Source organism: Achromobacter sp. ES-001 (assembly GCF_019448355.1).
Classification (GTDB): Bacteria; Pseudomonadota; Gammaproteobacteria; order Burkholderiales; family Burkholderiaceae_B; genus Achromobacter; species Achromobacter spanius_B.
In genome coordinates this window covers 5,314,121-5,327,159 of record NZ_CP079940.1, presented here as the reverse complement: position 1 = coordinate 5,327,159, position 13,039 = coordinate 5,314,121, and the positions used below count along the sequence as shown (strand labels likewise).

At 64.7% G+C, this 13,039-nt stretch carries 12 protein-coding genes; 6 read left to right on the top strand and 6 right to left on the bottom strand.

Annotation, left to right across the window (positions count from 1 at the left end; genetic code table 11):
- Positions 1 to 65 precede the first annotated feature (65 nt).
- Entirely contained in the window at positions 66 to 1,031 is a 966-nt protein-coding gene (locus KYT87_RS24235) for a LysR substrate-binding domain-containing protein (RefSeq protein WP_046807539.1), read from the top strand.
- Here KYT87_RS24235 and KYT87_RS24230 read toward each other — a convergent pair.
- From KYT87_RS24230 to KYT87_RS24215, 4 genes are all read right to left on the bottom strand, one after another.
- Positions 1,024 to 2,214, bottom strand: coding sequence for a Xaa-Pro peptidase family protein (locus KYT87_RS24230; protein ID WP_219991040.1), 1,191 nt, complete (start codon positions 2,212 to 2,214; stop codon positions 1,024 to 1,026). The two genes, KYT87_RS24235 and KYT87_RS24230, sit on opposite strands and share 8 nt — an antisense overlap.
- Before the next feature lie 225 nt (positions 2,215 to 2,439).
- On the bottom strand, positions 2,440 to 3,405 hold the full coding sequence (locus KYT87_RS24225) for a PDR/VanB family oxidoreductase (RefSeq protein ID WP_219991039.1): 966 nt from the start codon (positions 3,403 to 3,405) through the stop codon (positions 2,440 to 2,442).
- A 1-nt stretch (position 3,406) separates the two neighbouring features.
- Positions 3,407 to 4,474, bottom strand: coding sequence for an aromatic ring-hydroxylating dioxygenase subunit alpha (locus KYT87_RS24220; RefSeq protein ID WP_219991038.1), 1,068 nt, complete (start codon positions 4,472 to 4,474; stop codon positions 3,407 to 3,409).
- A 9-nt stretch (positions 4,475 to 4,483) separates the two neighbouring features.
- On the bottom strand, positions 4,484 to 5,641 hold the full coding sequence (locus tag KYT87_RS24215) for an ABC transporter substrate-binding protein (RefSeq protein WP_255593492.1): 1,158 nt from the start codon (positions 5,639 to 5,641) through the stop codon (positions 4,484 to 4,486).
- A gap of 108 nt (positions 5,642 to 5,749) precedes the next feature.
- Between KYT87_RS24215 and KYT87_RS24210 the strand changes: the two genes are divergently transcribed.
- On the top strand, positions 5,750 to 6,673 hold the full coding sequence (locus KYT87_RS24210) for a LysR family transcriptional regulator (RefSeq protein ID WP_120156869.1): 924 nt from the start codon (positions 5,750 to 5,752) through the stop codon (positions 6,671 to 6,673).
- A 44-nt stretch (positions 6,674 to 6,717) separates the two neighbouring features.
- On the opposite strand, the gene KYT87_RS24205 is transcribed toward KYT87_RS24210, so the two are convergent.
- Entirely contained in the window at positions 6,718 to 7,560 is an 843-nt protein-coding gene (locus tag KYT87_RS24205) for a ZIP family metal transporter (RefSeq protein ID WP_255593491.1), read from the bottom strand.
- A gap of 81 nt (positions 7,561 to 7,641) precedes the next feature.
- Positions 7,642 to 8,163, bottom strand: coding sequence for a ferritin-like domain-containing protein (locus KYT87_RS24200; RefSeq protein WP_219991035.1), 522 nt, complete (start codon positions 8,161 to 8,163; stop codon positions 7,642 to 7,644).
- Positions 8,164 to 8,317: 154 nt separating this feature from the next.
- Here KYT87_RS24200 and KYT87_RS24195 point away from each other — a divergent pair, with 154 nt between their 5' ends.
- From KYT87_RS24195 to KYT87_RS24180, 4 genes are all read left to right on the top strand, one after another.
- Positions 8,318 to 9,493, top strand: a complete 1,176-nt coding sequence (locus KYT87_RS24195) for a hypothetical protein (protein WP_219991034.1) — start codon at positions 8,318 to 8,320, stop codon at positions 9,491 to 9,493.
- A 10-nt stretch (positions 9,494 to 9,503) separates the two neighbouring features.
- Positions 9,504 to 10,226, top strand: coding sequence for a ferritin-like domain-containing protein (locus KYT87_RS24190; protein ID WP_219991033.1), 723 nt, complete (start codon positions 9,504 to 9,506; stop codon positions 10,224 to 10,226).
- Between the two features lie 141 nt (positions 10,227 to 10,367).
- Positions 10,368 to 11,186 (top strand): glucose 1-dehydrogenase, encoded by an 819-nt coding sequence (locus tag KYT87_RS24185; protein ID WP_104142162.1) that lies wholly within the window; start codon positions 10,368 to 10,370, stop codon positions 11,184 to 11,186.
- A 3-nt stretch (positions 11,187 to 11,189) separates the two neighbouring features.
- Positions 11,190 to 13,010, top strand: coding sequence for a glycoside hydrolase family 15 protein (locus KYT87_RS24180; protein WP_219991032.1), 1,821 nt, complete (start codon positions 11,190 to 11,192; stop codon positions 13,008 to 13,010).
- Positions 13,011 to 13,039 lie beyond the last annotated feature (29 nt).

The window sequence follows — 13,039 nt, the reverse complement described above, 5'->3', positions numbered from 1 at the left end:
ATTTTGGCCGCCAAAGGCCATACCAAGCTAATGAATAAAGCTGAGATATCCATTACCATTTCCGCATGGAAACCGCCTCGACCGACCTTGCCTGGACTCGCCGCCTGAAGCTTCGACACCTACAGGTGCTGGCGGCATTGGAAAGCGCGGGCAGCGTCACCGCCGCCGCCAAAGCCATGCACATGACCCAGCCTGCGTTGTCGCATTGGCTCAGCGATATGGAAGACCTGGTCGGCACGGCCCTCTTCTTGCGGGGCCGCAAGCTGGAATTGACCGAAGCAGGGCGCGCGCTATGGCGCTATGCGTGCCGCGTGCTGGGCGATACCGCGCGCACGGGCGAAGAGATCGAGGCCGTGAAAGGCGGCGTGGCGGGGCATCTGCATATCGGCACGATCCTGTCCGCCGCGCCCGTGCTCCTGCCGCGCGCCATCGCGGCGCTGCACCAGCGGTCTCCCAAGGTGCAGATCGAATTGGTGGAAGGCCTGCTGGAACCCTTGATGGAACGGGTTGAACGCCGCGAAATCGACTTGATCATCGGGCCGTTGGACGTGCGCGCCAGCCGTTCGGGCCTGTGCACGGAATGGCTGATGACGGACACCTTCAGCGTGGTGGCACGACGCGGCCATCCGCTGGCGGAACTGGACGCGCCGCGGTGGGAAGATACCGGCGCGTACCCGTGGGTCTTGCCGCCACCCGGCACCTTGTCACGGATGCGGCTGGATCAGGCGGTGGCGGACGCGGGCATGCCGCCGCCCAGGCCGGCCGTCGAGACCAGTTCGCTGGTGGCGCTGCTGTCCATGCTGCAAGGGCGCGACTACATCGCTACCCTGGCAAGTTCCGTGGCGCACATGTACGAACAGCTGAACCTGATCCGCATCATCCGCGTGCCGTCGCGATTGGAGTTCGGCCCCATCGGCATGTTGTGGGCAGCGGATTCCCCCAGCATCGTGCTGCCGGCCTTGCGCGATACCTTGCGCGAAGAAGCCGGCAGTCTGGTTGAAACGGGGAATGGCGGCGCAAGCGCTACTTGACGGTGGCGTACTCCAGCGTCTTGGGCGTACGCGTCAAGACGCGCGGGGTGTCGCCCACGACCACCGTGTCATCCAGCCGGAAGCCGCCGATGCCATAGGCGTAGATGCCGGGTTCGGCCGAGTACACCTCGTTGTCCAGCAGCGGGCGCTGGCAGAACGCCATGTCTTCGGGATATTCATGATGGATGATGCCCACCGCATGCCCCGTGCGATGGCGGATGAAGTCGGCGTAGCCGGCTTTTTCGATTTCGGCTTGCGCGGCCGCGTCGATCATGCAGACCGGGTTGCCGGTGCGCGCGGCGTCGATGGCTGCCTCGTTGGCCGCCTTGGCCGCCGACCACAGCCGGGTCTGTTCGGCAGAGGGTGTGCCGCAGAACCAGGTGCGTTCGTTTTCGATGGTCAAGCCATTCAGACGCGGGATGACGATGTTGACCAGCACGTCGCCTTCCTTGATACGCGCGCCGCAGGACGCGCCGTCACCATGCGGGGACGCGGACGCCGGACCGCTCAACGTCCAGCAGCGAATCACCTCGAATTGCTCGCCGGGAAAGCGTTCGGCCGCTTCCTGCACGAACAGCGACGCCATGGCGAAGTCCAGTTCTTGAACCAGACGGCCCGGGCGAATGTTCTCGCGGTAACGGTCCTGAATCCAATCCGAGATGGACGCCGCCGCCGCCATGACGGCCAGTTCTTCTTCGTGCTTTTGCCAGCGCAGCGACCGGCATTCGGGCGTGGCGGGGCGCAGCACCAGCTCGGGCAGCAACCGGCCGACCGCCGCCAGTACCGGGCTGCCGCCCTCAACGGCGATGCGTGAACGCGCCAGGCCGGCCGATTTCAGACGCGCCGCCAGCACCTCGGGCAATTGCGTGATGAGCGCCAGCCGGTTGGTCACGCGCGGATGCTCGGCGTAGTAAGTGATATCGGTGATCCAGACCTTGCCCTGGTCCTGCGAAAAGCGCATGTGATGCGTGGACAACTCGTTCATCACCAAAAACGGTGTGCCGTTGCGCGGCACCACGGCAAAGATCGGGCGTTCCCAGGGCAGGACGTCGGTATGGAAGTTGGTGGCGAACTGAAAAAAATCCGCCGACGTGAAAACGATGGCGTCAACCGCCAGGTCGTCCATCATCGCGGTCATCTTGTCCAGCCGGTATTGCCAGACAGCCTTGGTCAGTTTGGGCATGCTGCGGGTCCTTGTGCAGAAGATTGATGCGTTGCCCACGCCAAGCCGGCCCGTGCATCGTCGAACAGGACCCAGGCAGGCAACGCCATGGAACTTGTCGACGATTATGGGCAGGGACGGCATTAGCGCCCAATGAATAAAGCTGAGGCCGCCATAAGCGTTATGGCATGGGCAAGCGGCACGGCCGGGGCGGCCTGCGACGGTTCGGTTGTGTCGATGCCGCCGTCAGATATCCAGTTCGACCGTGCCGGCCGCCCGCGACACACAGACCATCATGCAGCGATGCTCGGCGCGTTGCGCATCGCTTAGGACGTAATCGCGATGATCGATAGCCCCGGACAGCACCGGGGCTTCGCAACTGCCGCACAGCCCTTCGCGGCACGAGCTTGGCCACGCGATGCCTGCTTCTTCCAGCACTTCCAGCAGTGACTTGCCGGCGGGAACCACATAGCGGCCACCGGATTTGGCCAGCACCACGGTGAAGGCATCGGCGCCGGGTTGCGCTGGGCCAGGCTCGGGCGTGGGCGTGGGCGATGCCGAGAATCGCTCGGTGTGGAAATTCGACGGGGCAATTCCCAACTGCACGCAGGCCTGGCCCACGGCATCCATCAAAGAGGATGGCCCACAGCAATACACATGGGACCCGGGCCGGGCCACTTTTTCAACATAGGAGGGCGCATCGCAGCGCGCGGCCCGTTCGTCGTCTATGTGCAGGGTGACCCGGTCGCCGTATTCGGCCAGCTCGTGCAAGAAGGCGGCGTGCGCCCGGCCGCGGGCGCAGTAAAGCAAGGTCCAGGGCTCTTTGCGCCGCTCGCAGGCAAGGATCATGCCAAGGAAAGGGGTGATGCCGATCCCGCCGGCGATAAACACGTGCGACGTCGCCTGCGCATGTAGACCGAATAGTTGGCGCGGCGCACCCACGTGCAAGGTGTCGCCCTCGCGTAGCGTGTCATGGATGCGGCGCGATCCGCCCCGGGAGTCAACGGCCAGCCCGACCCCCAGGCGGTACTCGTCGCATTGCGCCGGATCGCCGCACAGGGAATATTGACGCGTCATCCCGTTGCCCAGATCCACGTCGATATGGGCGCCGGGCTCGTAGGCGGGCAGATTGGCGCCGTCTTTATCGCGCAGCAACAGGCTGACAACGCCCTGCGCTTCGGGCGTGATGCGGCAGACAATCAGCGGCTGCATGTCAAGCGGCCTCCGGCGCGGTCGCGATCGGAATCACGGTGGGGGCAAGCTGTTGCTCTTCCTGCACCCGCCGCGATACCACCCAGCGAAATTGCGACAGCGCCGCGTCAATGGCCAACGGCACCATCTTGAAGTCCGGCGCCAGGGACAATGAGCGCTGCTGCGCGGTGATGATCTCGCGGTCTTCGTCAAAGGCGGTGACCACGCTTTGGTGGATGGACGCCGTGACCTCCGGGCGGTCGATGGCGAAGTTATGCGGATGCGCGAAGAAATAGTGCGTGGACGTTGCCGTTTCCGGGGTCAGCGCCTGGCACCCGCGAAACTCGGCGGCGTCTACCCGCCGGCCTTCCTGTGCACCCGTTCCGGTGGGCGCCATGCCCGAGTCCATGACGAGGATGCCGGGAACGGTGAAGTTATAGATGTTCCACCGGTCGACCCGGCCGGGCCAGTTCTTGACCTTGGCCGCAAACGCGGGCGCTTCGGTGTTCATCGTCCAACGTGTAATGCGCACCCCGTCCGGCAGGCGTTCCACCTTGGGCGCTACCGCTGCGTAGTCTTCACCGCCGCCCAACGTGGTCGGATGCACGAAGGGCAGATGCGAAAAGTCCAGCAAGTTATCGGCGATCAGCAGATAGTTGACGTCGTAGTGGATGTAGCCGTCCAGGCTGCGCCAGTCGGGGTGATCCAGCCATTGGGTGTCGGGAATAAGCGTAGCGTCCGCGCGCTCGGGGTCGCCCATCCAGATCCATATCCATCGGTTGCGCTCGACGACGGGAAAGGTATTGACGCGGGCTTGTGGCGGTATGCGCGCTTGGGCCGGGGCTTCGACACAGGCGCCCGAGGCGTCGAACTTCAACCCGTGATACATGCAGCGCACGCAGTCTCCCTCGCGCCGCCCCATGGATAGCGGCGCGCCGCGGTGGCAGCAGCGGTCTTCCAGCGCCACCAACGTGCCGGTGCTGTCGCGATACATCAACACGGGCACGCCGATCAACGTGCGCGAGAACAGGCCGTCCGCCGTGACTTCCTTGTCCCACGCCGCCACATACCAGGTATTTTTCACGAACATCGCAATCTCCTATTGCACGTAGCGCCATGCGCCGTTCTTGATCTGCACCATGACGGCGGCGCGTGCGTCGTAACCCACGTGATCGCTCGGCGACATGGTGGCTATGCCTTGCGAAGTGACCACGTCCCGCGTGCTTTCCAACGCGTCGCGCAGCGCCATGCGGAACTGAGCCGTGCCAGGTTTGGCGCTGCGCAGCGCGGCCTTTAAAGCGGGTTGCAACACCAGGCCGGCGTCCCACGCATTGGCCGCGAAAACCGACATGGAATCCTTGCCATAAGCGGTTTCATAGCGTTGGGTCAGATCCATGGCAACCGCTCGTATCGGGTTGGCCGGGTCCAGCTGGCTTGCCACCACTACCGGGCCGACGGCGAACAAGGCGCCTTCAGCCTCCTTGCCCGCGATGCGCAGGAATTCGCGGTTGGCAATGCCGTAGGTTTGGTAGATGGCGCCTGGGTAGCCGCGTTCGCGCAGGGACTTTTGCGGCAACGCACCGGGCGTGCCGGATGCCGCCACCAGCACCGCGTCAGGTCGCGCGCCCATCAATTTCAAGGTCTGCGCGGTGACACTGGTGTCGGTTTTTACATAGCGTTCGCTGGCGACCACCTCGATGCCGGCCGGTGCCGCCTGCTTGCGGGCCTCGGCCAGCCAACTGTCGCCATAGGCGTCGGCAAAGCCGATGTAGCCCAGCGTCTTCAAGCCATTGGCCTTCATGTGGGCAAGGGTGGCGGCGACCATCAGGTTTTCATTCTGGATCACTTTGAACACCCAGCGCCGCTGCGCGTCCATGGGCTCCACGATCTTCACGCTGGCCGCCAGGCTCAGCAACGGCACTTCTTTTTCCTGCGCGATGGGCACAAGCGCCAGTGTCGATGGCGTAACGGACGTGCCCAGAATGACGTCCACCTTGTGCTCGTCGACCAGTCGGCGGAACGCACGCGCGGCCTGTGTGGTGTCGGATGCATCGTCCAGGACGATGTAGCGGATGGGTTCGCCATCCAGATCGCGGGGCAACAGGTCAACCGCGTTTTTGGCGGGGCCACCCAGCGATGCGGCGGGGCCGGTCAGCGACAGCACTACCCCGACGTTGATGTCGGCCAGGGCAGGGCCACTGGAAAGCAAGGCGCAAGAAAGCAGCGCCCCGGTTGTGAGGCGTAAGCGGGTTATCAAGATTTGTCTCCTCGGTGTGGAACGCCGATCTGCGCGGCGCTTGACATCAAGATAGGCAGGCGCGGAATATGCGTCAATGTCATTGCTCGAATAGTGAGAATGCACGTCATGCATAACGAAAAGCTGGATCTGAATCTGCTGGCGGTATTCGACGGCCTGCTACGCGAGCGCAGCGTGACACGCGCAGCCGAGCAACTGGGGTTATCGCAAAGCGCAATGAGTCACGCGGTGAATCGGCTGCGCGCCTTCTTTGACGACCCCCTATTCGTCAAGACAGGGCAGGGGATGCTGCCCACGCCCAAGGCCGAGAGCCTGGCGCCCACGATGCTGGACCTGATGGCCACCATTCGCTCGCAGGTGTTGTCGCAAGCACAGTTCGACCCTGCCGTGGCGCGGCGTGCGTTCACGCTATGCATGACGGACATGGGCGAATTGGTGTTCCTGCCGCCGCTGATCAAGCGGCTGCGAAAGCTGGCGCCGCACTGCACGCTGCGCTCGCGACAGGTGCCGGTCGCGCAGATAGAACCCTTGCTTGCTTCGGGCGAAGTGGACCTGGTGCTGGGCTCGCTGCGCGCCGCGCCGTCTGGCCTGTTTCAGCAGCAGCTGTTCATGCATCGGTTCGTGACGTTGGTCAGCGTCAAGAACACCGAGGTGGGCGATGTCATGACGTTGGAGCAGTTTCAACGCATGCCACAAATCGTCGTGACGCTGGCAGGGCGATCGTCCGAAGCTTATGACAGCGCCATTGAAGAGCAAGGCATCACCCGGCACATCTTTTTGTCGACCCCGCACTTTGTCGTGGTGCCGTTGCTGATCGACCAGCATCCCGATCTGATCGCGACCGTGCCGCAGGAACTGGGCAATGTGTTTGCCGGCTATGGGTCCGTCAGGGTATTGGAGCCGCCGATGCCGTTGCCGTCTTTCGCATTGCGCCAGCATTGGCACCCGCGCTTTCACCAGGACCCGGCAATTGTGTGGCTGCGCGAATTGGTGAAAGACACCTTCGATGCCTATCCGCGGATGCCGGAGTGATCGGTCCGGCGGTCACGTCGATGCGCCGGCAACGTGCCGTGGCACTAGCCCAGCGCCGTATCCAGCAACGTCATCAGCACAAAGCCCAGCATCAGCCCGCCCGTGGCCCAGGCTTCGTGGCCCTTGCGGTGGGATTCCGGAATGATCTCGTGGCTGATGACGAACAGCATCGCGCCTGCCGCGAAGCCCAGGCCCCAGGGCAGCAGCTGCGCTGATCCGCCGACCAGCGCAGCGCCCAGCACGGCGCCCACCGGTTCGACCAGGCCGGATGCCGCGCCCAGCGCCGCCGAGAACGCGCGCGAATAACCCGCCGCCCGCAGCGCGATGGCGATGACCAGGCCTTCGGGCACGTCCTGGATGGCGATGCCAAGCGCCAGGGCGCTGGCGCGCATGGCGTCGTTGCCTGCATAGCCCACGCCAATCGCCAGCCCTTCGGGCAGGTTGTGCAAAGTGATGGCGAAGGCGAACAGCCAGGCGCGGCGCATGGCGCGCGCGTCCTTGCCTTCCTTGCCTTTGATGAAATGTTCGTGCGGGATGCGCTGGTCCGCCAGCATCAGCGCGCCCGCGCCCAGCAAAATGGCGGCGCCCACCGTCAGGCCGGCGGCCCAGCGCCCCAGGCCCAGGTCAGCCGCCGCGCCCAGCGCGGGCAGCACCAGCGAAAAGGCGCTGGCGGCCAGCATGATGCCGGCGCCAAAGCCCAGCATGGTGTCTTGCGTCCGCTCGGAAAGCGTCTTGCAGAACAAGATGGGCAAGGTGCCCAGCGCGGTGGCGGCGGCGGCGGCCAGGCCGCCCAGCAGGGCGTCGCCCACCAGCGGATGGCGCGCATGCAACAGCAACCAGCCCTGGTAGAAGGCGGCAATACCCGCCACCGCCAGGAACGTCCACATGCAGCGCCTGAACATCGACATACGCGTTATACGCGTCATACGCGGGGCAGAGCGGGCGTCCATGTCCGTGGCGGTCCGGCGCTAGCGCTTGGCCGTGGCGTCGGGTTCGTCGGCCAGCATCAGGAAATGCCGCACCACCGCGCCGGTATTTTTTTCCAGCCACTGCGCCATCGCGATCTCTTCCTGCAAGATGCGTTCGCATTCGACGGCGGTTTCCGTGTCGCCCACGTAACGCGCGGCTTCGATGATGTTCTTGTAGGCGGCGATTTCCAGATTCTCGAAGGCGAAGCTGAACATCGAACCCTTGACGATTTCATCCGAGGCCAGCGCGCCCGAGAAACCCTGAAACGTTGCCATCGCCTTGGCGGCCATGTCTTTCATCGTGGAGTTGTCCTGTCCACGCCGTTCCAGGCAGCGCTTGACCACGGCCTGCTGGCCGCGAGTTTCTTCGATGTGCTGCGAAATGCGCTGGCTCAGTTCCGGGTAGTTCTTGATGCGCGACAGCATGCTGGACAGCATGGTCTCTGCCTGTTCTTCCATCGCGTGCGCGTCGCGCAGCCAGTCGTTTAAGTGGTCGTTGGATGGCCGGGAGGTCGTTTCCATGTCGTTCTCCGAAAAAGGTGTCAGGCGGAGCGTTGCCTGGGGCTGCACCTACAGCAATCACCGTTCCCGCCGACCGCGCCGCAGCCTTAAAAAACTTGCCGTGCGGGCACGCAGTTTGCTGCCCCTTGTGGTTTTCGTGGAGGCCGATATGGGCATGATCAACAACTTATGGGACAACGCCGGGGTGCCGCTGGAAAAGCAGCGATTTACCTGGGCGGAAATGGCCGGCAAGCCGATCAGCAAGTTGGACGATGATGCGTTCACGCGCGTGCGGATCATCTTGCTGAACGGGCTGGAGCTGGATGCGTTGCGGCTCAAGCATATTGCCAGCCGCTTCAACGAGCCGCTGCGCGTGCCGTTGGCGCAGTTGCGGCGGGTTGAGCAGCATCAGGCCACGATGATCAACTGGCTGCTGTCGGCCGACCATTCGCCGCTTGAGACCACCATCGCGTACGAGCAGGTGGCCATTGAAGTGACGGCGGCGGTGGCGCAAGCCGAGCCGGACCCGTATCAGGCGCAAAGCTATCGCTACGGCCTGCTGGAAGACTTTGACCACCTGTACCGCTACAGCGCAATGCTGGACCGGCTGGAAGGCAAGGACGCCAACAACATTCTTCAGGGCTATACCGATATCGTGCCGGGCCGGCCCACCATCGACGAGCATCGCGCGCCCGAGGACGACGTCAGGCATTCGTATCAGCGCCAGCAGGCGGCGCTGTTGACCAAGATGCACGCCACGTTGATCACGGCGGCGGAATACCAGACGCACGACTACTACATGAACATCGGACCCTTGTTTGCCGACCCGCTGGCGCGCCAGCTGTACGCCGAGATCGCGTCAGTGGAAGAGCAGCACGTGACGCAGTATGGGTCGTTGCAGGACCCGGATGAATCGTTGTTGGAAAAATTACTCATCCACGAAGCCACGGAAGTCTTCACCTATTACAGCTGTGTGGAGCAGGAAACGAATCCCAGGATCAAGGCGATCTGGGAACGCTTCCTGGACTACGAACTGGGCCATCTTTCGATGGTGAAAAACCTGTTCAAGGACATCGAGCGGCGCGATCCGGAAGAGGTGCTGGGATCGGTGATTCCGTCGCCGTTGAAGTTTGCGCCGCAGCGCGACTTTGTGCGCGCCGTGCTGGCCAAGGAAACCGGCTTGCGCGCCAAGGGCACGGCCTACGTGCCGGGCGACCAGGAAAGCCAGGCGTCGATCCAGGCGCGCGGCATCCTGAATGCGTCGGGGTCGCCCAGCAGCATGGTGTCCGCCGGCTACGTGTGGACGCCGGGCACCGAACTGAACCAGCGTGCCGAACGCCCGCGGCAATAAGGAGCCAACCATGGACAAAGCCACCAAGACCGGGATGAATCGCACCGGCATGCAGATGGCGCCCGTGCAGGGGCCGATGCAAGTGAAGTTCGCGCTCGATCAGGGGCCCTCGCCCGGCGGCATGCAGGCGGCCGTCGCGCAGCGCACCGCGGCCATCGTGTCGGCCGGGCAGTTGGGGTCGGTGCCGGTGCCCGCCACGGGCAAGGGCGTGCTGACCACGGTTGCCGGCAAGCTGACCGGCCGCAATCCGGAGGTGCTGATCGACAAGCTGGGGCAGCGCGCGGCGTACGAGCGGTCGGGCGTGCGTCTGTACGAAGCCATGCTGGTCAAGGTCGAGGCCGACCGCGATGACCGGAACACGGGCCTGCGCACCGACCTGATCAAGATTCGTGACGAGGAAGAGGCGCACTTTCACATGCTGGTCGACATCATCGAAAAATTGGGCGCGGACCCCACCGCGCAAACGCCCGGCGCCGATGCGAGCGCGATGGCCTCGCTGGGCCTGGTGCAGGTGTTGACCGACCCGCGCACCAGCATTTCGCAGGGCCTGGAAGCGTTGCTGACCGCTGAACTGACGGACCACGCCTCATGGGAACTGCTGACAGAGCTGGCCGAGCGGCAGGGCCACGACGACCTGGCGGCCCAATCGCGCGAAGCCGAAGCGGCCGAGGCGCGGCACACGACAATCATCCGTCAATGGCTGCGCGAGTTCGTGGCGCGCGACGCCACGTGACGGACGGCTATCGGGCGGCGGTTATTCGGGGCGGTTGATGCGCACGCCGCTCCGGGACTAAGCTGGCGTCTGGCTATCGACAGCGGCGCAAGCGGGTTCATCCGGCATCGGCCTGAACCTGCCCGCCTCAAGGAGAGCAGCATGCGGCATGCGGTAGATCTGTCCGGGCGCGTGGCAATTGTCACCGGCGCCAATTCAGGGATCGGGCGCGGTATTGCGCTGGAACTGGCGGCGGCGGGGGCGCGGGTGGTGGTCAACCATCGGCCCAACGAAGACTCCGAGCGGCGCGGCCTGGATGTCGTGCACCAGATCGTCGACGCGGGCGGCCTGGCGGTGGCGGCGGCAGCCGACATCAGCCGCGAAGACGATGTCGAGCACTTGTTCAGCGTCGCGGCCGAACATTTTCAGCGGGTCGACATCCTGGTCAACAACGCCGGCATCGAGCAGCCGGCCGCCATCCAGGACATGACGCTGGCGCAGTGGCAGAAGGTGATCGACACCAACCTGACCGGCCAGTTCCTGTGCGCCCGCGCGGCGGCGCGCGCGTTCCTGAGCCGCCAGCCTGCTCCGGCGCCGGATGAGGCCGCAGGGAAAATCGTCTTCATCAGTTCGGTGCACGAAGTGATTCCCTGGGCCTTTCAGGCGAACTACGCGGCGTCCAAGGGCGGCGTGTCGTTGCTGATGCAGTCGCTGGCGCAAGAGTTGGCGCCGATGAAGATACGCGTCAATTCCGTGGCGCCGGGCGCCATCCGCACCCCCATCAACGCGCCCGCGTGGAACACGCCGCAAGCCCTGGAATCGTTGCTGAAGCTGATTCCGTATGGGCGCATCGGCGAACCCGAGGACGTGGCGCGCGCCGTGGCGTGGCTGGCCAGCGACGACTCCGATTACGTCACCGGTTCGACCTTGTTCGTCGATGGTGGCATGACGCTATACCCCGGCTTTCGCGGGGCGGGCTAGGCCATGTCCAAACGCATCGAGGACTATGGCCTGATCGGCAATATGCTGTCGGCCGCGCTGGTGGCGCGCGACGGCTCCATCGACTGGTTATGTTTGCCGCACTTCGATTCCCCGGCCTGCTTTGCCGCCTTGCTGGGGGACGACAGCCACGGGCGCTGGTTGCTGGCGCCAGAGGGCACGGGCCACACCAGCACGCGCCGCTATCTGCCCGACACCGCCGTACTGGAAACGCGTCACGAAACCCCGGACGGGGTGGTGCGCGTGTACGACTTCATGCCGCTTAGCGACGAGGAAGAGCGGGTGGACGTGGTGCGCATTGTCCAGTGCGAGTCCGGGCAGGTGGACATGCACATGGAGCTGACGCTGCGCTTTAACTACGGGCAGGCGGTGCCGTGGGTGCGGCGGCGCGATTACGGTCTTAGCGCCATCGCGGGGCCGGATGCCGTCGAGCTGCACACGGCTGTGCCGCTGCAAGGGCGCGACATGAAAAGCGTGGCCGAATTCCGGGTGCGCCAGGGCGAGACGGTGCCGTTCACCCTGTCGTACCACCGCTCGCACAAGACGCCGCATTTTGTGCCCGACCGCATGGAAAGCATGGACCGCACGATTGCCTGGTGGCAGGAGTGGGCCAAGCGCTGCCACTGGGAAAACGGGCCGGGGCGGCGGCGCGATGCGGTGGTCAGATCGCTGATCACGCTGAAGCTGCTGACGTTCCAACCCACGGGCGGCATTGTGGCCGCGCCCACCACGTCGCTGCCCGAGCAACTGGGCGGTACCCGTAATTGGGACTATCGCCATTGCTGGCTGCGCGATTCCGCGCTGACGTTGTATGCGCTGCTCAATGCCGGGTATCGCGAAGAGGCCGAGGCATGGCGGCAATGGCTGTTGCGCGCGGCGGCCGGGCATCCGAACCAGTTGCAGATCATGTATGGCATTGCGGGCGAACGCTGGTTGCCCGAACACGATATTCCGTGGTTGCCGGGCTACGAGAACAGCGCGCCGGTGCGGCTGGGCAATGCGGCGGCGGGGCAGATGCAGCTGGACGTTTATGGCGAACTGATTGAAACGCTGCACGCCGCGCGGGTGGCGGAACTGGCGCCGCTGGCCGAAGCATGGCGCATGCAAAAGGTGCTGCTCAAACCGCTGGAGCAATTGTGGCGCGAGCCCGATCACGGCATCTGGGAAATGCGCGGGCCGCCGCGCGCGTTCACGCATTCGCGGCTGATGTGCTGGGTGGCGCTGGACCGCACGTTGAAGTCGTGCGAACGCTTCGGGCTGGAAGGGCCGGTGGATCGGTGGCGCGCGCTGGCGGCCGAGATCCGCGAAGACATCTGCACGAACGGCTACGACGCCCAGCGCAATACGTTTGTGCAGTACTACGGCGGCACGGCGCTGGATGCGAGCCTGCTGCTGATTCCGCAGGTGGGTTTCCTGCCGCCGGACGATCCGCGAGTGACCGGCACCGTGCAGGCCATCGAGCAGGAACTGCTGCGCGGCGGCTTGGTACTGCGATATTCCACCGAGCATAGCGACGACGGCCTGCCGGGCGATGAAGGCGCGTTTCTGGCATGCAGTTTCTGGCTGGCCGACGCCTACATCATGCAGGGCCGGCTGGATGATGCGCATCGTTTGTTCGATCACCTGCTGTCGTTGCGCAATGACCTGGGCTTGCTGGCCGAGGAATACGACGTCGCGCGCAAGCGGCTGGTCGGCAATTTCCCGCAGGGGTTTTCCCATATCGGGCTGGTCAATACCGCCTACAACCTGAGCGCGGCGGGCGGGCCGGCGCACCAGCGATCGTTCCGCGACGCGCCGCAGGACTAAGCGGGCAGGCTTAACGGCCGATGGGCCGC